Origin of the sequence: Methylomonas sp. MK1 (assembly GCF_000365425.1) — a bacterium.
In the GTDB taxonomy this organism is placed as follows: domain Bacteria; phylum Pseudomonadota; class Gammaproteobacteria; order Methylococcales; family Methylomonadaceae; genus Methylomonas.
The window spans coordinates 1,330,828-1,352,857 of the sequence record NZ_AQOV01000001.1; the positions used below are offsets into that span (position 1 = coordinate 1,330,828).

Annotated in this window: 12 protein-coding genes and 2 riboswitches; all 12 genes read right to left on the bottom strand. The window is 54.1% G+C overall.

The features are described from left to right. Positions 1-54 precede the first annotated feature (54 nt). A complete protein-coding gene (locus G006_RS0106170) occupies positions 55-10,635 on the bottom strand; it encodes a filamentous haemagglutinin family protein (RefSeq protein WP_020482304.1) in 10,581 nt (3,526 codons plus the stop codon). Between the two features lie 44 nt (positions 10,636-10,679). Then, a riboswitch (cyclic di-GMP riboswitch) is annotated at positions 10,680-10,758 on the bottom strand. Positions 10,759-11,219: 461 nt separating this feature from the next. Further along, a complete protein-coding gene (locus G006_RS0106175; protein WP_152428810.1) occupies positions 11,220-12,809 on the bottom strand; it encodes a ShlB/FhaC/HecB family hemolysin secretion/activation protein in 1,590 nt (529 codons plus the stop codon). A gap of 109 nt (positions 12,810-12,918) precedes the next feature. Beyond that, positions 12,919-14,478, bottom strand: coding sequence for a hypothetical protein (locus G006_RS0106180; protein WP_020482306.1), 1,560 nt, complete (start codon positions 14,476-14,478; stop codon positions 12,919-12,921). 100 nt (positions 14,479-14,578) lie between these two features. Beyond that, a complete protein-coding gene (locus G006_RS0106185; protein WP_020482307.1) occupies positions 14,579-15,370 on the bottom strand; it encodes a hypothetical protein in 792 nt (263 codons plus the stop codon). A 39-nt stretch (positions 15,371-15,409) separates the two neighbouring features. After that, positions 15,410-15,488, bottom strand: a riboswitch (cyclic di-GMP riboswitch). Between the two features lie 719 nt (positions 15,489-16,207). Continuing rightward, the gene (gene gspM / locus G006_RS0106195) at positions 16,208-16,723 is read right to left on the bottom strand and encodes a type II secretion system protein GspM (RefSeq protein ID WP_020482309.1); all 516 of its coding nucleotides are present in this window, start codon (positions 16,721-16,723) and stop codon (positions 16,208-16,210) included. Then, positions 16,704-17,897: a type II secretion system protein GspL gene (gene gspL / locus G006_RS0106200; RefSeq protein ID WP_020482310.1), complete on the bottom strand. Its 1,194-nt coding sequence runs from the start codon at positions 17,895-17,897 to the stop codon at positions 16,704-16,706. The genes gspM and gspL overlap by 20 nt, the downstream gene beginning before the upstream one ends. Then, complete coding sequence (gspK, locus tag G006_RS0106205) at positions 17,890-18,825, bottom strand: type II secretion system minor pseudopilin GspK (RefSeq protein WP_020482311.1); 936 nt, start codon at positions 18,823-18,825, stop codon at positions 17,890-17,892. The genes gspL and gspK overlap by 8 nt, the downstream gene beginning before the upstream one ends. Beyond that, positions 18,822-19,400 carry a type II secretion system minor pseudopilin GspJ gene (gspJ, locus tag G006_RS0106210; protein WP_020482312.1) on the bottom strand — a complete coding sequence of 193 codons (579 nt, stop codon included), beginning with the start codon at positions 19,398-19,400 and terminating at the stop codon, positions 18,822-18,824. The genes gspK and gspJ overlap by 4 nt, the downstream gene beginning before the upstream one ends. Beyond that, the gene (gspI, locus tag G006_RS0106215) at positions 19,393-19,767 is read right to left on the bottom strand and encodes a type II secretion system minor pseudopilin GspI (protein WP_020482313.1); all 375 of its coding nucleotides are present in this window, start codon (positions 19,765-19,767) and stop codon (positions 19,393-19,395) included. Before gspI ends, gspJ begins: the two co-directional genes overlap by 8 nt. Further along, positions 19,764-20,306 (bottom strand): type II secretion system minor pseudopilin GspH, encoded by a 543-nt coding sequence (gene gspH / locus G006_RS26945; protein WP_152428812.1) that lies wholly within the window; start codon positions 20,304-20,306, stop codon positions 19,764-19,766. Before gspH ends, gspI begins: the two co-directional genes overlap by 4 nt. Then, on the bottom strand, positions 20,291-20,722 hold the full coding sequence (gene gspG / locus G006_RS0106225) for a type II secretion system major pseudopilin GspG (RefSeq protein ID WP_020482315.1): 432 nt from the start codon (positions 20,720-20,722) through the stop codon (positions 20,291-20,293). Before gspG ends, gspH begins: the two co-directional genes overlap by 16 nt. Positions 20,723-20,818: 96 nt before the next feature. Further along, on the bottom strand, positions 20,819-22,030 hold the full coding sequence (gene gspF, locus G006_RS0106230) for a type II secretion system inner membrane protein GspF (RefSeq protein WP_020482316.1): 1,212 nt from the start codon (positions 22,028-22,030) through the stop codon (positions 20,819-20,821).

Sequence of the window (22,030 nt, forward strand, 5' to 3'; positions counted from 1 at the left end):
TGCGAACACAGCGGGCAATTCGGCCATTTTCAGCCTGAATAGCAAGACAGCAGGCTATTCACCAAAACCCAAAATATCCACGCTCAAGATACCCAAGGTGTTGGTCGCTGCCTTAGCCAGTTTTTCGGCAGCTTCCTTGCCGACGCTGCCGGTACTATCCAGCGACTTGCCGACCGCAGCCGCCACGTTGCTGACGCCGGTCAAACCGGCGGCGACACTGCCGGTCGCAGCCACCGGCACACCCACGGCAGAACCACCGATATCGATATTATCGGCGCCGACGATGGCGGTTGCCGCCAGCGTAATGTTATTGCCTCTGATACCCGCCTCACCGGCGTCGATGATGCCGCGCGGTGCAAACAACAACACGTCCCCTGCTCCCACCGTTCTGATACCGCCACCTTGCAACACCGGCGATACTTCCAGTACCGGCATACCCGCCGCATCGTAACTGACTTTAAGCGGCGGAGCCGCCAATGCGGTTTGCGCGCTACGACCGGCATCGACATCGCCTTCAGTGGAACCGCCGGTTATATTGCCGTTACCCAAGGTCACCACGCGCTGGATGTTCACGTCGATGTCGTTGCGGGCCAGCAGGTTGGCCTCGCCCTGCTTTTTCACGATCACGCCCAACTCATCATCTTCCTTTGCCAAACCAATATCGGCGGTCGCCAAACCCACGGTAATGCCGCCATTGGGAGTAAACAGATTGGCATCGCCGCCATCCTTGGTTTGTATCGAACTCAAGAACAGCGAAATATTGCCCAGCTTGGGCCTAACCAGTTCGCGGGCGTCGTCTTTCTCGCGGTCGCTAGCACTGGCAAAGGTTTTACCCTGCCGTGCCAACTCCGCCTCGATCTTTTGCTGTAACGCGGCATTCAGACTGTTCAAGATATTGCTGGCACTGGTATCGGCGTTTACTACAATGCCGTTCGCAGCATCAATGCGGTATTCGCTATTGCCTGCCAACAAGGTAGTACCGGGGAACAGCGACTCGATGGTAGCCAGCAATTTTAGTTCGGCCAGATCCTGAGCCTGTTTGGTAGTGGCTTTGGCCAACGTGCTTGCATTGGCTTTTACCTCCTGCAAAAACACGCTTTGCACGACGCTTAACAGCTTACTGTCCAGGCGGGCCTTATCCACCGTGGAAAGCCCGCTAAATGCCAGTTTGGCGGAATCGACGTTTAACGAAGAGTCGCCGGTGATGCTGCGCATTTCCTGCACGAACAAATTCAGGTAACGCTGATTTTCCAGGACGTATTTACCCGAGTTGAGCATAAACCCTTCGGCAAAGCCGTTGCTGTTCAGCGCACCGCCAGCCAAACCGGCAATCACGGTAATGTTGGCACCATCATCCGCCAGCGCGGCATTGGATTGATCGCCCGACGAAGTAATGCCGATGGACGATCCCAAATTCACATCCCGGCCCGCCAGCGCGGTTAGTTGTCCGGGACCGGCCACGTCTATACCTTGATCGGCTTCGATGATATTGCCGGTATCGGGGTGAATATTAATCGTGTAACGAATATCCCGGCCGGCATTAAAGATACTGACAGCGTCGGCGTTGTTATGTTGAATATTGAACGTGGCGCGGACAATATCCTGACCAGCGCTAACCTCGGCGGGCTTGGCTAATACGAATACGATGTCATCATCGATACGGCCGATGTTGCCGCTGCCGGTGCTAATCAACACCGGATTCGGGTCATTGGCGTGCAGCGGCGTGCTGGCATGTATCGCGGTGGGCGATTGCGGTTGCTGAATATCCAGAACCTTCAGCACATTGTCCAAGTCGGTTAAGGAAGACCCGACGAAGGGCAATGCGGCGCTAGGTAATGCCGCTGGTTCCGCATCGCTCAAAATAATCCGCGGATTACCCTTACCGGTTAAATTCTCAGCCGCAAATAACTCCAAGTCACCCTGCGCCGATGGGTACAAGGTGAAGCTCTTGTCCACGGTAATATTGCCGTTCAGTGCGTAGGCATGCAGGCCGGCGGGATAAACCAAAAAGCCTTCGGAAATATTGGTATTGGTGGCCTTCTTCAAACTGGCGATGTCGTTTTTCAGGCCAAGGTCGCCGGAGAGCGTGGTCAATGTCACATTGCTATCGGTGCTGTAGCGGAAAAACCGATTCGATGAAGCATTGATCAAATCGACCGAATCCGGCAAGGTCACGAACATCGGATCGACAATCGCTTCCAGGGCCATGGACTTGCCGGCGACTACATTAAACTGCGCATCTCCCAAAGCCAGTATCGGATTCAGCCCTTTGTTGGTGCCGGCTTTCAGCGATCCGTGCGCATAAATATCCGCCGCCCCGCCATCCACATAAAACACGCCGCCGGCGATATCGCCACCCGCCTGCAATTGCAGATTACCGCCGCCGTTCACTTCGACCACATTGGTCTTGAACGTGATAACAGTGGCATCCGCTACCGGCGTATCCCGTTCACCTACCTGTTTACCGGTGGTAGGGATCATCACCGACAAGTCTTCGACATTTCCGCCCGCGCTGATGCGGACATTACCGCCGCCGAAAGCGGTTACGCTTTGCTGATGCTGACGAGAAAAGCCACTTGAATCGCTAATACCCAAGGCCACGCCCCAGGCTGTCGGACGTTCCGAATCAAATTCCGTACTGTGTTGATTGCTGTTGGACCAATCGCCGGTACGTACCAACGCATCGCTGAGCAACTGCGCACTAGGTTTGGCATCGATATCGCGCCCAACCTGAATGCTGATATCGCCGCCATCCACGGGATATTCGGCATAGAACAGCGCGGCTAAATCCGGCCCGCCACTACCCCAGCGTTTGGCGTCGTCGGCATCCGCGCGGCCCGCCGTGTAGATTGAAGAGCTTGCATTACCGTAGACCAAGTCGCGAGCCGCGCGAATATCAATATCGCCGGTGCCGGTCCGCACGCTGACATCATTGGCTAAACTGACGTCGCCGCTGCCGGCGCTGGTCAACAGACTGGCAGAGGCCAGCACTGTCATTGCATTGGCGGAACCCAAATCGGCGCCGCCGATCAGCTGGTAACTCCATGAAGCACCGGTTTGCAAATAATCGCTGACGTTGATAGCTCCAAAACTTGCGGAATTCAAAACGCCGGTGGAAAAGCCGTCGCTCAAATTGGCATTGATTAACAAATTGCCTTTCGCTCTAAGCGTTAACACCCCAACCAGATCGTTATTCGCGCCATAACGCCAGGCTTCTCCGCTATCGAGTTTTCCCAAATCCCACGTCTCGGCGATGGTCAAATTGCCGCTGCTGCGAACTTCTACGCCGGGGATAATGGTAAAGCCGGCGCCGAAGCGGCTGTTAGCGACATTAGCCGCCGCCAAATCGCTCATATAGGCCAGATTATCGTTATGCATCGCCAGCTGTTCGGCGGAGGCGATACGGCTATTGTTATAAATACGCGCGCCTTCAACGGTGACGTCGGTATCGCCAACGATAGTACCGGCGGCGATGGCTTTGACGTTAATGTCCGCCAGACCGTCGCCGTCGGTATCGTCGCGGTCGGCACGTAAATACACCTCGCCCGCCGCACCGGCTCCAGCCGCTGCAACGTTGATGCGCGCACCGGACTGGATATCAATGCCCGCGCCATCTAATGCGGACCCATCGATAGACGACAAACTGACCTTGCCGCCGTTGCCATTCGCCGCTTGCGCGTTCGCCAGAATCAGCGCCGAGCTATTCAGCGTCAGCAGATCTTCGGCTGCCAACGTCACCGAACCGCCATTCGCACCCGCAGCATCCAAGGTGCCGGCAATGCTGATATTGCCGGTATCGGCGAATAAATTGATCGCATTTGCACTCACGGTTTGCCCGGCCTCTACAACGATATCGCCGCTACGCGTTCTCAGTTCGACAGCACCGCTAAAACCGGCGGCGGCAAACACCGCGTTCAAAGCACTAAATCCGCCGGCACTCAAACTGCCGGTGTCAACGGTGACCCGGCCACCGTTTGCCTTGCCGACACCACGAGCATCGATAAAACCGTTGAATTGCACTTGGCCGGCGCCGGCTTGCACGGACAGTAAACCGGCAAGCATCTCGGCGTTACTGGCGTTTAACAACAGCTTGCTGCCGGCTTCGATGCTGACATTGCCAAGCTGAGAACTCAAACTGATTTTGCCGCCGGACAGATTCACCGGCTTGCTTAGGCCGGCATACGCCACCGCGCCGGAGACATCGATCAGCGCATTACCGCCCAAGGTCACATCACCCTGCAAGGCGTTCATGGCCACATTACCGGTTTGATAAAACAAGGCCGTGTTCAAACCAATGCTATCGGCTTCCAACAATAATTGCGCGGCTATGCCTTGGGTACCGGCAGTTAGCGTCTGGCTACCGCCCGTGAGAGACAAGCCATGGCCGCTGGCATTGATGATGGTTTTAGCGCCATTCTCGGCACTGACAAACGGCGTATTCACGCTCAAGTCAGTCAATGCGGTTAAGGTGCTGTCACCCTTGCCCAACATACGCTCGCCGGCATTAACATTGACTGCGGCAAATCCCGACAGCTGGAATTTACCTTGGTCCAACAACAGCTGTTGCACATTGATATTCAATACCCCGCTGCCGTCGCCCGCCAAAACACTGCCCGTAGACTTGCTGTTGGCAATACTCAGGGTTTTCGCATTCAAAGACAGGGTTTTCCCAGCATTGGCTTTACCGGCCAGACCCAAGGCATCAATGCGTAAATCGCCGAATTGAAAAGGCTGACCAAGGGCATCGGTTTGCAATAACTCGCCGTACAAGTTGACCATACCCCGGCTGCTCAACACCAACTCGTTAACAGTCAAGTGTGCGAGCTGAGTATTATCCAGCGACAGGCCAGTCGATACGCCGGCGGTTTCGCCGAGGTTGATAGTTTCCGCGCCGAGATACAAGGAACCGCCGGCCAGATTCAATTCGCCGGCCATTTTGGTCCGCCGTGTCGAGTCCAGCGCCACCGAACCCGCGCCGGCCGAAATTACCGCGCCGGCACTTATGTTTAGATCGCCTTTCAAGCCCTTGGCGCCGGTTCGGTTGATCGTTGCCTGTTTGCCCGCCGATGCGCGCAGCAACGCGCCGTCGCCGTTCACCTCAAGCACCGTATCGCTATCGGTATCAGCGACCGCGCCGCTGGCTTCGATTTTGGCGCCCTGTTCAAGCGTGACGGTTTCGCTGGCGGCTAGCAAGGCCTCCGGTGCTTTCAAGGTCGTGTTTTCGGCTACCGTCACCGACTTGGCGATGACATCCAGCTTGGTGTGGCCGGTCGCGGCGTCAAAGCTTCTCACCGCCCCCAGCAACAAGCTATCCACTCTAAACTTATCCAGGTCGCTAACCAACAATTCAACATCGTCGGTTGCGGCGGTTGTGCCCAAGGCCAATTTATCCGCCACGATGTCTACCAAGCCGCCACGTCCGCCCTCGACCACATCGGCCACCACGGTGGGTAGCTCCAGACGGGTTTTGGCGTTTAGCACCAATTGCCCGGCATCTTGCGGCAGACGCGGAATCGCCAGTTCTTTATTTACCGCTCTATCCGCGAAAAATTGGTTGGCCGAGCTGATGTTGTATTCGCTACGCGTTTTAGCAATGCTGCCGGCTTCGACCACATACTCGGACCAATACTGATCGCGGATGTCTGTTCCGGCAACGCTCCGGTAGCCGGTAACGACAGCAGCGCCATCGACCCGGGTTCTACTGGTGCCGGGAATTGCATTGGCGCTGCCGGCGACCGGCGACACCAAAAATGCATCCGGCAATAAGGCGTAACGAGCCGGCAGTAAGGCATAGTAGCCGGCGGCAAGGCCGCTACCGGCACCGATGTAAATGCTATCGCCAGTCTTCAAACCTGATTCGGGAAACGATTTGGGGTCGAACGGCGAATAACCGGATATACCCGGCACTACCGCAAAGCGTTGATCAGTATCAAGAACATCTACCGAACCGCCATCACCGGGAATAAATTCGAAGCCCAATAAATCGCCGCCGCCGGATAAATCCACCAAAGCACCGTCTTCCCGAAGGATTTGCGCGGCTTTAACGGTTATTTTCTTCTCGGGGCTTTCAAACACCCGCTTTTTATCCGTTTCAGCCGGTTTCAGATCGGGGTTGACCACGTTAAGATTGTTGCCGGTGCCGGCCAAGGGCAGCAGCCATTCCAGGCCGCCCTGGGTGACGCCCAGCGGGATGATTTGCCCCTTGGCCGAAACCGACGTCATGCTGTCGGCGCCGAAGGTCACCGATTTTGTCGCCTCCAAAACGATCTCGCCCAAGGGCGCGGTCAGCACGCCGTTTTGGACGATATTCGGCCCCTGCACGGTCAAACTGCCCAAGGCGGACAGCACCGGCGCGGCCTTACCGCTTTTGTTGAAAGTCACCGTGCCGTTCGGATCGCCGGTGACCGCCAAGGTAAACTCGGTCAAGGAGGTGGGATAAACCTGCGCCGCAGTTAAATTAAGCTTGGAAAAGGTTTTAAATTCGCCGACAAAATCCAGTTCCTTACTGTCGATCCGTATCCCTTTCAGGCGAATATCGTCGTCGGCGGCAAGATCAACCGTATTAAAACCGGTCGTTACCGAGCCACCGACCAAATCGATCAAATCGGCATTAACCGCCAATCGGCCATCGCCGTTGCTGGTTTTTACTATCGGTGCGCGATAGCTATCCGACCCCAAAGTCGCGGTGGTAGCGCTGATTTGCACATTACCGGTATCTGCGGCGGTGTTCCGCTCCCAACCAAAATTGACCGCATCCAAAGCAATAGCGTTATTCAGTTGCAGATCGACATCGCCTGTAAAACGAATCTCACCCTTCTCTCCGGATACAGCCAGATCCACAGAGCTAAAACCGCCCTCGCTAATCTGCTCAGCGGCCAGATAGCCAATGCCGGTCAGCCGATCACCGGGCGAATCTTTCTTGGGTAATGAATCGCCCGGTTTAGAAAAAGCAGCGGAAAACGGTACATTCCGTTCCTGGGAGATTTTTAAAATGCGCGGGGCGCGCGGAAAGATGGAGTTTTCTGCATCCGGATCGGCACGATTATCTACGTTAAGAAACACCGACAATTTACCGCCGGAGGTGCCGGGCGCAGCGCCGCCGGCGGCTTGCATATCGCCGTCCAGAAACGCGCCTTCGGCGGCGGTAATATTGATACTGCCGGCATGCGAACCTACTAGGGTAGCAGCAAAACTCGCACCTATCGCCGCGGGACTATTAACCGGTAAATCCAGGATGTCTTGGCTACCGGATACATCGATCAAAGAGCCGGCCTGGGAGGCAAAAAAGCCGCGTTGCGCATTGACGACCACCTTGCCGCCGTCAAAAACCTTACCGATACGCCGGCCCAAGCCGTCCACGGTAATTTGACTGCCACCGGACACATCGATGCGGGCAGTGCTGCCCAGCCAGATGCCTTGATTCTGCTGGTACTGCGGATCGACCTCACTTTGATCGGGAATAATATCCAGAGCCACCGTACCGCCATGCGCGACGATCCGGCCATCCAGCACCAGGGACGAATCGGACTCCAGCGTAACGCTGCTTAAATCGTCGGCGTTAATAGTTGCGGTAGCAGCCACCAGCAAATTGCTGTTGGCATTAATCCCGGCGGCATGATCGGCTCGCAAGGTCAATTTGCTGGGTGCGCGCAGTTCCGGCAACAACGTCGTCAAATCCGAGAATGCTTCGATACCGTCAGCGTTGGCCTGTTCCAGATAGGTGTTGTTTAGTACTCTGTTCTGTTGGCGCAGCTCAATATTGGCGCCGTCTTCCACCGTCAATCCGTTCAGATTTGCGCCGATATCGAACTCGGCAAAGCCGCCTTCACCGAAAAACGCAGTGGCAATTTGCAAAGGCTGCACGCCGCCATCGCCTCTGCTCGGGGTTTCTTCCCGACGAATGGCTACCGCGTTGGCTTTTACGGTAAAGCCGCCGCCTTGTTGCATGGCATAGGCGTGCATAACGCCATCCATCAGCACGTTAGCGCCGGCGTTGTCTATGGCAGGTTCGGCGACCAACACAATGCCGCCCTCTTGCAAGGTATCGCCCTTGCCTGTGGTTCTTTGCGCCTTACCGGCTTCCAGCGTACGGTCTTCGTGCAACCAGGCGCCGGCGCTGATGTCGATCAAACTGCCGGCCCGCAAATTCACGCCGCCGCCGTTACCCTTGGCCTTGGCAATAAAAGTACCGCCGTCTATGGCCACCGTCTTGCCGTCAAGATTTTCCGGCTGGGCGAAATCGTTAATCCATTCCCCGCGCAAATCGATTGTCGCCCCGGAAGCCAGGTTAATCTCGCCTTGCAATCCCGCCGCGTTGGTTTCGGCGGTTTCCAGCTTTACCGTGGCCCCGGCACCGACGATATTGCCGCGCACGTCAACCGCGCCGCCTTGTAACGTCAGATTGCCGCCGGCGACCAAGCGCAGGGTCGCATTGTCGGCGACGCTGATGTTACCGTTGGTTTTAAACACCGCAGTATGCACGCCGCCGTCGATGAGCTTGTTGGCATCCACGGCCAAAGCCATGGCCAAGCCGTCATTTCCGACCGGGAACACGTCGTCGATATCCAAATCAATGCTGTTTTGCACGCCAGCGGAGAAAATCAATGCCTGCGCATTACTCTGGGTAAACGCGGTATCTACCGTCAGACGGCTGCCCTTGGCTTGCTCGGCCAGCGTCCGCTGCCGCCTCCCGTTGGTGGTTTTACCCAGCAGTTCGCCGTCTAAAATCGCGTTGTTAGCTCTGACCATTAAGCTGCCCGCGTCCTGACCTTCGACATAACCCGGCTCGAAACGCGCCAGCGTGAATGGACCGTCGATTTTCCAGACTTTGGTGATGCCCCATTTTTGATATTTTTTCACCACCTCGCCGTAAATCGCCTCGTAAGGCACCAAAGGATCGGCTTCGCTAATATCGACCAAGCGGCCATTGGCTAGCAACTTACTGGTGGTAATAAAGCCATCCAGATAGGTAATCTCGCCACCGGAAAAGTCCAGAACCGCGCCTTTTTCCAGGATGACATCGCCTTCGGAGTTAAGCGCGATCTCGCCGCCCTTAACCATCCGTTCGGCGACCGTCCGACCAATCCCCGCCACGGTGGGCGCAATATCGGTCAGCGGCGTGCCTTCGCGGATGTCCACCAGGACGGTCTTACCTTTTAATATGCCGGTCTTTTGCAACGGCGCGTCTTTCAATTCAAAGTTGCGCAGCTCCACTTCCAAGACATTGCTTTCCATGGTGCGGATGACTTTATCTGTACCGGACACATCGATTTTCGCGCCGGCATCGATCAGGATCCGGCTATCGTTTTTTAGGCTGTTGTCGGCAACCGGATTTAACGGCGATTTAGTCGCGGTAATTGATACCTTCCCCGAAGGCGCGTTAATTTCCGACCCAGCCTGTAAATGCACCTTATCAGCCATAATCTCGACCCGAGATTGCGGCTGCACCTGACCGGGTACAGCGGTTTTCTCTACCAACATCTTGACGGTTTCGCCGGACTCCAGGGTTTGGGTTTCCTCGATGTATTCCACCTCGGGCAGAATCTCGGTGGTACTGCCCGCGCCCAAAGTCACTTGTGCGGAACGGCCCAAACCGTCGCCTTTATCCGCGGTGCGGGTGGTGGCTTTCGCGGTGATAACAGTCTCGCCGCCTTCGGTTTTGGTAGTAAAACCTTCCCGCGCCAACAGGCGGATCGTGCCGTTGACGTTGGTGGAGGTGGTTGCGGATACCTTGCCGCTTTGCTTGACAGCAAAGCCCATCAAGGTGACGTTACCGCGATTGGCGGCGATGTTACCCAAGTTTTCCACTTTACCGCCGGTCTCGACTTCCACTAGCAAGCCGCGCACGTCGTTATTGGTCCTATCATCCGCTGTTGGCGCTTCCTGCAAATACACTTTGTCGGTCGCCGCCGCCATGATTACCTGACCGCCGGGCGATTCCACATCGCCTTTGTTCATGATGCTCGGGGCAATCACCAGGATGCGGCCGCCCTCGCTGGACTTGATCCGCGCCCCGCTTTCCACTTTGATCTCGATGGGGACTTTTTGACCGTCGGCATCCAGCTTGAAACTACCGTCACCGTTTTTTTGATAAAAATCGCCGGACCCTTGAAAAGCAGCGCGACCATCCTTGGAGACAGTGCCTATGGTTTCCTTATCAAAGGTTTTTTCGAAACTGACATCCATCGTCGACGCCACCAGCCCACGGGCATTGACCACGGAATCCCTACCGAACACGAAACCGTTTTTATTAACCAGATATATCTGGCCGTTGGCGGTTACCGAGCCCAAAATCTGGCTGGGATTTTTGCTGGGATCGACGATTTTGTTTAGGGCGATGGCACTGGCGCTGGGCTGTTTGAACTCGACGGAACTGTCGGCGCTGACATTAAACTTATCCCAATTCAGAATAACCCGGTCGGTTTCCTGATTAATCGTCATATTATTACCGACTACGGAACGGTTGGCGCCGCCCATGCTGGCCCAGACCGCGCTGGGCACCGGTAATTCGGCGCAGACCGGCGAGACAAAAGCGATCAGCATACTGCCGGCGACTGCCGACTTTACGCAAGCCGCAATGGGATTTAATCTGAAAAATACCGCGTCGTCATGCTGGTGCTGTTGTCTATTAGTCATAATATCGCCTGTGCCAATCGAAGAAACAACCGCATAAAAAATCGGTTGGCAACCCGGCTGTCTTGACTGACAAGACCCGCGGCTTTCCGCCCCCGCTTCGCAACGGGTTTAGCAATATTTAAAAGTTGCCTCGTTTTCACCCCCCTCACCCTGCCCTCTCCCGCTGGAGAGGGATTGTTGTGCTTCGCGGTGAATAAATACAAATAACTTTTAACTGCCTAAATAACCATTTAACTCGGAGTAAATACTAATTTAAAACAGCCGCATAATAACTGTACAAAAGTAGTATCAAGGCAATATAAAATATTACATATTTATTACAGAAAATAGATTTGTAACAAATATGTAATATTTATAATAAATAATTAGTAAGGCAGAAATAATAATATTACTTAGTGGTCGCCCCCGAAAAATGAGGGGCGTTGAAAATCACAAACCGGATTTGCAGCGCAGTCTGCGGCTCGCGCACACGCGGAAATGACGCGTTTTTCGACTTCCTCTTAAGTAACAAAAGACCGGAGCGAATAACCCAAAGACACCAGTTAATTCGCTCCCGTCTTCCGCAACCATTCAGCCGCCGCACCCTAAAATTGTGTTGCAATCCTAAAGTCAACCCTGTTCTCGCCGCGCCTGACAGTGCCTTGGTCCAGCAACGGAATGCCGAAATCAAACTCGCCTTGCACATGCTTGAACATATCGAAACGTAAACCCACCCCGGTGCTGGCCAGTGCCATTTCGTTGGCGTTGCCTGGTAAGGCGTCGACAATCCAGCCTTTGCCGGCATCGACAAACACCAGTGCCCGCATTTTGTCGAACTCGTCCCATGCGTCCGGCACCAGCCTTGGGCTATACCATTCCAGCGAGGCGGTCACGCCGTCATCGGATAGTGCATTAGTTTCCAAATAGCCGCGCACGGTTTGAAAACCGCCCATCGAAAATTGCTCGTTACTGATCAGCGGCGAATCGGTAATCTGTCCGGACATCCGCGCCGCCACTTCCATACCCCACGGCAAGTTATGCCGGTAGTCCATACCACCACTCAGATAGATAAAATTGGATCTGGCTAAAAAGCGCTTGTCGGCAAACTGCTGCTCATCGCTGCCCAAGCCGCGTATCGCAAAGTTGACCCCGACATTGAAAGACAACAAAGACTCGGCATCTCGCAAATTACCGCTGTACTGGGCCATGAACGGCAAATAACTGATAGGGGTTTTTAAGGTATCCGAACCTAATAAATTCAAATCTTCCTTAAAGTCTTTGTAATCGACGCCCAGCGTCGCCGTGTGCGTATAATTGTTTAGCGTCTTCAGCGGCGACACAAAACGCGCGCCGTAAATATCACCGGTACCGATCACCGATAAGGCGCCGGCACTGGCAATTTGCGACGTAGAAGACGAACTGACCGCGTATAAAGCTAGGCGCTTGTCGTCGTCGATGATAGGCAGCACATAACTACCAACCAACACTTCCACTTCGTCCGGATTTTCCGGGGAGGTTTGATACATGAACGACGCGCTATGAAATTTTTGCCAAAGATTGTCATAACGCAATGACACCAAAGTCCGTAACCGACTGGTGTTCTGCGTATTGCGGGAATTGACTTCCACTTTGCCGTGCAAGGGCAATTCGTCTTTAACTTTGAGATCCACTTCCAGCGTACCCGGCGTTTCACCGGCCCGCAGCACCGGTACTACGCTCCTGTCCTCGCTCTCGCCGGCCAATGCGGTCAGCTGTTCCTGCATTTTCGGTAAATTGGGCACATTACCTTCCGCCAGCTCGGGTACTTTGGCTTTGATGGCACCCAGCGAGAAGTAACGGGAATCGGTGACTCGCAAACGCGATACCTTGCCTTCCGTCACCTGTAAATACACCACGCCGCCCACCACGTTTTGCTCGGGAATATCCACAGACACAGTTTGATAACCTTTACTGCGATACAGCTCTTCCAGTGCGCTACGCGCTTCTTCCACGGTATCGATGGTTTTTTTCGGGCCTAAAAACCGGTAGACGCAGCGTTCTACCAATTTCCGGTCCAATAAAGTGCTGCCTTTCAGGCGCAGCTCAAGTAAATCGAATTGATTGCCGGCTTCTTCCGCGCAAACCAGCGCACTAGCCGTCAATAACACAGCCGCCAAACCGAAACGGACCGAGCCTAAAAACAAATGTTGTTTCATTTCACCCATCGCAAAAAAAGACAGCCTCCGCAAGCGAAGGCTGTTTGTATTCAATGCGCATCCTTGCGCGAACCTCTAGCTATTACACTAAAGGTTTGTTACACGCTGATTACATCGGTTTGCTGGTGTTGGTAGAGTTTTTGATAACCGGCACTTGGCAGTTGCTCAAAGAACCCGCTACCGCGTGCGAGTAAGGCATAACAGGTGAATTGACATTGAACGTGTCGGTAAAGTTGTTGCCGTTACCGATAGCCAAATAACCTGATTGACCGAATGGGTGAACGAAACTAATGTTCAACTCGGTAGCCAAAATGGTTGGTGCTGCCGCGTCGGCAGCGATTTTAGCGATAACAGTGGATTTATCGGCGCTGATAGCTTTACGCCATTGGAAGGTTTGCTCAACCCAATCCATGTATTTGCCTCTGAAAGCTTGTTCCAGAGTTGGTGCTACACCGTCCACTTTGATAAAGCGGTAATGCTTGGCATGCGTGGCGTTGTTTTCCAAACTTTGGTGACCGATGGCCCAGCCTCTGTTACCGGCAGTGTTAACCGCAGTGTTGAACACGTCAGGGTTGGTAGTGGTGATTTGTTTAGAAGCAGTTTCACCATCGGCAAAGTCTTCCAAGCACAATTCCATATCACCCGAACCGCTAACTTCATGTTTCACGGGGCCCGCCAATGGAGAACCAGGCCAATCAGGTGACAAACCGGCAGAACTGCAAGGGTTGTTCAGGAATTTGACGTATTGTTGCGCGCCGGTACCGGAACCGTCGATACGTTTGCAAAAATGCACTTTGGTATCGTTAGGGGTAACGTTTCTGACAGTGCCGTCGGAATCGGTGTAAGTCAAACCGGCAGTCAAGCTGGTTAAGGCAGTGCCGTTTACTTTAAACTCGGACCATCTTTTGATTTGACCGGAGATCAATTCAGCCACTTGTTGTTTGCTCAAGCTCGGCATACAGGCTTCGGTGTAATCGCCAGGTGCGCAGCTGCCGCCAAAACCGGCCAGCAGGTTTTGCGCTCTTTGCAAAGCCACATACAAGTTATCGGAAACCGGCACACCAAATACCAAGGCCGCTGCTGGCACCACGTTAAGTGCGGCATCTGCTTTAACTGGATCAACTTCGCTAGCGTTTGAAGGTTTGTTAGGACCGACGAACAATTTTGGCTCGACATCGGAAATACCGGCATCGGACAGCACGTTGGTCAGGTTAGCGCCGCTGGCGTTGCAAAACCAAGTGTTGGTCGCGCCTTGTTGGGTGCAGTTACCGTTGTCAATACGCATAGCAGCAATCGCCACGCCGTCGATCAGCGGGTTAACACCTTGCGCAGAACCGCCGGCAGAACGTTTGTGGAACAATACTTTAGCCGTGGTTGCGGCAGCACCGTTGACGGTCAGGCCGGGTACGTTAGTAGAGTTCAGTGTGCAGAAATAAGCACTATGGTTTTTACCTTCGGAACCCGCTGTACCGTTGTCTTTAAATACATCCAAAGTACCGGCGTCGCACAAATTAACAAACAATGCCGCCAGGGCTTTGTCTTGCGCGCTAGCGCCGGACATAAAGATTTCGATATCCGGCGTGACGCTTGGCGCATGTGCGGATGCACCTTGCGAGAAACCTGCCAGAGAAGCCACTGCGATAGCAGCAGACAATAATTGATTTTTCATTGTATATCTCTCAATTGATTGAATTTAAAGTTTGAGCCGACCCGTTCATGAAGGGGGAACCAGCAAAGCAGAATCCGGCCGGCTCAAGACGTTTGCGGGATTAAACCGCCAATGATTTACGACGAGTTGCGCGCAGTACGCCCATCAAACCGGCGCCGAACATCCAAACTGCGGCAGGCAGTGGCACAGCAGCGGGTGCAGCGGTATAGGTCAAAGAACCCACGTTACCGCTAAATGAAAAATTCCATGTACCTGGGAAAGTTTCCAATTCTCCAGTATCGAAATCGTCGGCATTGACTTTTTCATGAACGAACGCCAAAGCATTGCCTAACTGACCTTGGGCCGCAAATGGCAAAGCAGTTTGGAAATCGTTACCGTAAACAGCTGTATAACCTTGTTGGCCAACAGTTCTGAAGGTGCTCAGATTGTTAGAATTGGCATCTTGAGTTTGAACAGAACCAACCATAACGTTCCATTTACTCATAGTATTACCAATGTCGCCTGCATTGCTATCGATGACGGCAGGAGAAGGAACTACTGACGTTGTGTAGAAACCAAATTTAGGCAGGTCAGTCAGGTCAGCCAGGATCCCATGACCACCAGAAACTCCCCAAGCAACATCGTTGCCGGCAGTGTAAGCAGCAGCGAATGATTGAAAGTTGTTGTCGCTCAGTGAGAAAGACAATGATTGGCTAGGGTTAGCCAGAAATTGCTCAACAGTGATACCCAAATCCAGTGTAAATGAAGTTTTCGCTGTGTAGTCAACCAGGTTGAACAAAAACTCGCTACCGTCTGCTGTTGCATCACCGATAGCTTGGATACGCGCTTCCGCGGCGCCTGAAGCGGCCGCCGCCAATACTGCAACTGCCAACAATTTTTTAGACAATTTCATTTTTAAAACCTCATGTTTAAATTTCGATTAATGACATAAGGTGACAGCCCAGCCGTCTTGACCTGCAAGACCTGTGACTTTCCGTCCCCGCTTCACAACGAGTTTGGCTTTTACACGCTTTAGATCGTACTCGACGCCATCTAACATCCTGACAGCGCCGCTTTGTTGCCCCCGCTACCATTTCCCCCTTAGCCTCCTCCCTATCCTCTTCCTTAGCCGCTCCTTGTCCGTGCCGTCCGTGTTCCCTAGTTGCTCCTGAATCCTTGCTGAACTGCCGATCCTCGACCCTTCAACTTGACGCGGATTATTCCAGAGCAATAGCGGCTTTTCGGTTACAGCATTGTTAAATTCACGTGACATGTAATACATCTGTATTACAAAGCCGGCCGCTAACACGAAAATTCAGCGGATGATCGGGCGCGGGCGGTAGCTATGAAATTTAAGATTCTTTTTGCGGGCATTGCCTCACTGCCATTGAGCGAAGGAAGAAGCCCCTTCTCCCTCCGGGAGAAGGTTGGGATGAGGGGAGATAGAACCATCCGCTCTTAACTTAATAGCAGTGGGACGTGGTCCAGGTATGAATTGTCGTGAGCTGTGGACGGCAAGGCGTATCCTGACTATTGAGCTACTTCAGCTAAACCCAAGAAGTCCGTCATGCCCGCCGGGATACCCACAGGGCACAAGAGCGGGCATCCAGTGCCATGGATGGCAAGTTTGAAGCTATCAAAGAATTCTGGTCTCGGCATTCACGGTAAACTGGACGCCTTGGGACCGCGCAGCAAATCAGCTGCGGCAACTGGGCTCCCGCCTGCGCGGGAGCGACGATACCTGAGCAGACTAAACAACACCCAGTAAGACCTTGGCATTGACGATGCCATCAGCATCGGCCGGTTTTTCAACATCGATTTGCAGCACTTGCAAACGGTGTTTGGTTTCCAAAATTGTCAACCAGGACATCAGTTGGTCGAAGGCCAGATGCTCCAGCCAGACGCTGACTTTGTCCTCGCCTTCCGGCGACAGGTGTTTGATCGCCGGCTTTATGTCCAGCTGCTGGCTGCTGAAATCGACTACCGCCAGCGGCGATTGATTAGCGCCATCCAATGCCGGTGCATCAACCGTAGCCTGTTGCCGCAAAGCCGCCGCTTCGTTACCGACTTGTTGTAAGTAGGTATAGATTTGCTGTTGCGCCTGGATTTTTAGGGTCAGCAAGCGGCTTTGTTCAGCAATTGGTTGGTAAAACAGCAGGTATGCGCCATACATCAGCACGACCAGCACACCACCCAGCGCCAGTACTCGCTCTCTGGGCGTTAATTCGGCAAAACGCTGCGCTAAATCATTTTTCGCGAATCTCAAGTTGCGCCTCCACGCCGTTTGCGCCGCTGTCGGCGGATTGAATTTTCACCTGCATACTGCTTTGCAGCTGCTGTTTGAATTGCTCCAGTTGGCCGATGTCGTCGGCAAGCAGATGTAACTGCAAACCGCCGTTCAGGAAATTGAGCTTTTTCAAGTGTACGGCCGGCGCTTCTTTCAACACCAATCCGGAACGGTAGATCAAGCGCATGAAGCCGCTACCGGCAAAAGCCTGTTGTTTTCTGAGCTGCGCCAGCTGTTGCTCGGCCTGAGCTTTGACATTGACGATGCGTTTCACATCGGGAAAAGTTTGTTTGAACAGCTCTTGGCTTTTCGCTTCCAACTCGCTTAGTTCGGCTTGTTGTTGCCAATAGGTATGTAGTAAAGCGTAGCTCTGCACCGCCAAGGCCGCAGCCAAAATGATGGCCGCCGGCAGCCACTGTTGCCAGCGGCCTTTTGGACGATGACTGACGGCATACGCACCGCTCAACAAATTCAGCTCGGCTGGCAATGACTCGACTGAGCTCGCCATGAATTGCAAAGGCTTGGCTATGACTGTTTCCAAACCGTTATTTGCCAAACCATCCGGCAGCTGGGTGTCTTCGCTGTGTTTGCATATCAGTAAAGTCTGGAAATCGGCACCTTCGGCACAGGCTTTTTCCAGCAGTTGCGGCAGAAATTGCGCATCCACGCCGCCGCCCAAATAGGCAGCGCTGCGCAAAATTGCGTTGCTTTCTTCGAGCAACAAAGTCGTTTGTCCAGGCTGATACGGCAGGCATAAGGTTTCCGGATACGCAGCTGCCAGCTCTAAACCGGCTTCGCGAAACGGAGTAAGCCGCGCCGCTAATGTGTCGTGCGTAATCGCCGCCACGGCGAGTTTATCCCGGTCCTGCTTTAACCAAACCAGATGATAATTTTCCACGTCCTCGGCCAGTAGGTCTTCCAACGCAAACGGCAAGGCTTTTTTCAGTTGCGCGGTGGTTTTAACTGCCAGCTCGATTTCCAGCAATAGCACCGAAGCGGCCGGCAATAACAGCAGTACAGACTTACCCTGCGCAGCCGCTGCCAACTCGGCCATCGTGCCTGATGCCGGCTGGCTATCAGGCTCGGCAAGATTCAACCATTCCAGTTTATCGGCAGATTCGGCACCTACTCTGACCAGCAGTTTTTCAGCCATGCGCCAAGCCCTGGCGCTGGCGCTTCACCACTTGCGCGCCACCACTATCGCGCTGCAATTGCGACTCAAACTGCAAATGGGTTTTGCCCATATCGATTTGCCCTTGTAATAAAAAGTTTTGCGAACTGACACCCAAGCCATATTTACCGATGCCGGCGTCGGCAACCGTTTCATCCTTTAAAAATTCGGCGACTTTTGCAAAAGGCTTGCCTCGGGCTCTGAATATGGATTCCGCCTGATCGGCGCTGATGTCGTCCGCCAAGCAACGCAACACCGTAGCGCTGGCGGTATTGACATTCAGCGGCGCGTAACCCTCCACCGCGTAGACATAAGGCAGCAATTTCAGATAGGTCTCGCGCGTCATGCCTTGTACCAACAGCAACTCGCTGACATCGGCAAATTGCCGGTTAGCGGCGCGGTAAGCCGGCTTTTGGCGGGTGTAGGTTTCGTCTTCCGCGCCGTGCGGATAGCTGACATCCATATCCGCATCAACCCAATCGGTTATCGCCTGCGCCAGCTCGGTTTTCAGTTTTAGAATGGCCAGCAAGCGTTCCAGGCGCTTGATATCGTCCTTGGAAATTTTGCCCTCCACCAATAGGTTGTTCAGATTAATCCGGCCCTGCAAATCCTCAATCTGTGCTTGCATCGTGCCGCCGACGACGTTTGTCCTTGCCAACGGTATAGACCATTCTTCAGCCAAACCGTAACCATTACCGGGCGTGGTGTCGGCAGCCAACCGGCCGATGGCCCAACTTTCCAAGCCGTACACGTATTCCCAGGCTTGCGCGCTACGCAGCTGATTTTCGGTGCGGCGAATATCCAACTGCCGCGCGCTGGACATCGACACCACGGCAACGGTAGCGATAGCCAGTATCAACATGACGGTGATCAACGCGATCCCGCATTGCGCCTGATGTAGCGACCTCATTCCCGCACCAGAAACAGCCGCTGAATGACACCTAAGCCGGCCAAGTTAAAATTAGCCTCCACCGCTTTGGGTAAGCCGGTACCACCGGCCGGCCAATGCGTAGTCCAGTCGCTGCCGTAAAACCGCAAATCAAGCGCCGCGACGTTCAGCAATTTTTTCCGGCGAAATTGCGTCTGCTGAGTACGATCCAACACTGTCCAAACTTGCCGATACAAGCTGCCTTTTTCCAGACGATAACTGATACGTTGCAATTGGCTGCGCATCGCCAACGCCGACCATTCCGGCACGCTACGCGTCAAGGTCAGCAAGTCTTCGCCATTACCGCCGGAAAACGCCGGCTGTTCGCTGCCGAATTCGTCCCGAATCGAGCGCGGCAAAGCCTGGGCTAAATCTTCGTTCAGCAAATACAGGGTTTGCTGCAACGCGGCGACGCTGTCCGAGCGTTTTTCCGTGCCCGCTCTGGCATCCAACACCGCGCTCAAGCCGGCGTAGGCCATGGCCGCCATGATCGCGAACACGGCCATCGCGATCAGGATTTCCAGCAAGGTAAAGCCGCGACTGGCGCTATTATTCATGGCCGGTCGGAACATAACTAAGCAATCCGGCATAAGGCGACTTGTCGCCTTCCAAAAACACTTCTATCCGATAATCCCAGACCGTGCCGCCGATACTCGGCGTTACACCGCGCTTGGCCTGCCAATACCAACGCCGGCCGGCCATCGTGTCCCAGCCATCCTGGTTTTCCGGTTTTTCGCTAGCCAGGCGCAATTGCACCGCATGATTGGCGGCTATCGTCGCGGCTATCGTTTTGTTTTCCAGATACCAAAGATTCTTGGTGTTATCGGCGGTAATTTTGATCAAGCCGGCCATCAGGATGGCTAACAGAGCCAAAGCTATCAGCACTTCCAACAGCGTGAAGCCGCCGTTGCCCGCATGTTTCATGGCTTGATGGCGACGCTGGAAACCGCTAAGCCCTCGTCCGCCCTATTACTCAGCCAAAACCGGAGATCGCTTTTTGCTAAATCCAACGCAATTTGGAACGCATCCGCGGCCCCGTCCGGCGTAAATACAATCTGCGGCTCGGGATGCACCTTGCTGCCAAAGTGCATAGTCAGGTACACCGGCTTTTCGTCCAGGGTCAACGCCAAGGTCATACCGGCTGGCAAATCCCGTTGTCTGAATAGCGCATCGCCAGTCTCCGGCTGCCACTTGCCTTGGGTCGGCGACAGAAACCTATACCCTTGACCGACCAATTCCAGACCGATGCTGTCACCGCGTATCATCGCTTCCTGCTCAGCCAGCTCAAGCAATTTTGCCAGCCGCTCAACTTCCAATTGTTGCTGCTTGCTGTGATCGGCATTGCCCATCGCCAGCATCGCCATGCTGCTCATCACGCCGATCAGGACCATCGCAATCAATAGCTCGATAAGCGTAAAGCCGCGAACCTTCAAGCCCTCAAGCTGACTTATTTTTGCGCCCAATTAGTGATGTCCGCGCCGGCTTCGCTGCCGCCTTCCACGCCGTCAGCACCGAAGGAATACAAATCAAACTCGCCGTGCGCGCCGGGCTGCATGTAAAAATACGGTTTGCCCCAGGCGTCGGCCGGCAGTTGATCCAGATAACCGCCCTGCTTCCAATGCGCGCCTTGCGGCAGATTGGCCGGCTTGTGTACCAAGGCTTCCAGGCCTTGATCGGTGGTCGGATAGCTGAAGTTATCCAGGCGATACAGATCCAGCGCGGCGCTGATGGCTCTGATGTCTTGCAAGGTGCGAGTGGCACGGGCTTCGTCCGGTCTGCCCATGATTTTCGGCACGACGATGGACGCCAAAATGCCCAAAATCACCACAACGATCATCACTTCGATCAGAGTAAAGCCTTGCTGTTTTTTATTGCTCATAGCGGTCTAAATTCGTATTGGTTAAAGCACACCCCGGTATGCGGGACAACTGGGAGAAGATTAGAAAGACAACGTGACAGGCGTATGACAAAACACCTATCTAATCAGCTGGTTCATTTCAAATATCGGCAACAGAATCGCCAGCACGATGGTCAGCACCACCAGCCCCATGAACAAAATCAAGGCCGGCTCGAATAAACCCATGGTCAATTCGGTCAGCGCCTGAATATCGCGCTCCTGATCGTCGGCAGCACTTTCCAGCATGCGCGGCAATTGCCCACTGGCTTCGCCGCTGGCAACCAAGTGAATAGTTACCGGCGGAAAGAAACCGCTGGCTTCCAGCGCCTTGTTCAAACTCTGCCCTTCCCGCACGCGGATAGCGGTATGAGCCACCGCCTGCTGCATGGCGTTGTTGGACAACACCTGACTGGAGATTTTTAAGGCTTCCAGCAGCTCGACGCCGCTATTGGTCAAAATCGCCAACGTACGGGTAAAGCGGGCAGTGTTTAAGCCCTTGGAAAAGCGGGCGGTAATCGGCATGGTCAATAGCCAACGGTGAAACAGCATGCGCGGCCGCTCCCGGCGCAAAATCAGCTTCGCCGCCACAGACAAGCCCACCGCGATGACCAGCAACAGCAAGCCATTGCTCTGCAAAAAATCGCTACAACTAATTAAGGCCTGGGTAATAGCCGGCAGCTCGTGGCCCATTTTGTCGAACACGCCGGTGATTTCCGGCACCACATACGCCAACAGGCCGATGACCACCAATACGGACACCGACGACAACAACACCGGATAAATCATCGCCATTTGTAACTTGCGATGCAGCTGGCCTTTGTCGCTTAGATAATCGGCCAGTTTTTCCAGCACCTGATCCAGCTTGCCCGAGGATTCACCCGCTTCAACAGTGGCGCGGTACAAAGGTGGAAAGGTACTGGGAAAGGCCTGGCAAGCCACGGCCAGACTTTGCCCTTCCAGAATTCGGCTTCTGATCGCCAGCAATATCCGCCTAGCCCGCGCCGATTCCAGTTGCCGGGCAATGATGCCTAGCGCTTCATCTATCGCCAAGCCGGACTTCAGCAGAGCGGCCAACTGCCGGGTGATATGCGCCAGCGCGCGCATGCCGATGCTTTGCGCCAATAGCGGCGACTGGCCGCTGCGTTCTTTTTTATGAACTTCCTGAATATCCAGCAGCGTTAAATCATTGGCCTTCAATTGTTGGCGCGCGGTTTTGATCGTGTCGCTCTCAAGCGTACCTTTAACCGATTTGCCCTTGCCGTTCAGCGCTTGATATTCGAAGACCGCCAT

Bases quoted from the DNA above. Each gene is read 5' to 3' on its own strand.
- G006_RS0106170 (WP_020482304.1), bottom strand. From the start codon at position 10,635: ATGACTAATAGACAACAGCACCAGCATGACGACGCGGTATTTTTCAGA.
- G006_RS0106175 (WP_152428810.1), bottom strand. From the start codon at position 12,809: ATGAAACAACATTTGTTTTTAGGCTCGGTCCGTTTCGGTTTGGCGGCT.
- G006_RS0106180 (WP_020482306.1), bottom strand. From the start codon at position 14,478: ATGAAAAATCAATTATTGTCTGCTGCTATCGCAGTGGCTTCTCTGGCA.
- G006_RS0106185 (WP_020482307.1), bottom strand. From the start codon at position 15,370: ATGAAATTGTCTAAAAAATTGTTGGCAGTTGCAGTATTGGCGGCGGCC.
- gspL (WP_020482310.1), bottom strand. From the start codon at position 17,897: ATGGCTGAAAAACTGCTGGTCAGAGTAGGTGCCGAATCTGCCGATAAA.
- gspK (WP_020482311.1), bottom strand. From the start codon at position 18,825: ATGAGGTCGCTACATCAGGCGCAATGCGGGATCGCGTTGATCACCGTC.
- gspJ (WP_020482312.1), bottom strand. From the start codon at position 19,400: ATGAATAATAGCGCCAGTCGCGGCTTTACCTTGCTGGAAATCCTGATC.
- gspI (WP_020482313.1), bottom strand. From the start codon at position 19,767: ATGAAACATGCGGGCAACGGCGGCTTCACGCTGTTGGAAGTGCTGATA.
- gspG (WP_020482315.1), bottom strand. From the start codon at position 20,722: ATGAGCAATAAAAAACAGCAAGGCTTTACTCTGATCGAAGTGATGATC.
- gspF (WP_020482316.1), bottom strand. From the start codon at position 22,030: ATGGCGGTCTTCGAATATCAAGCGCTGAACGGCAAGGGCAAATCGGTT.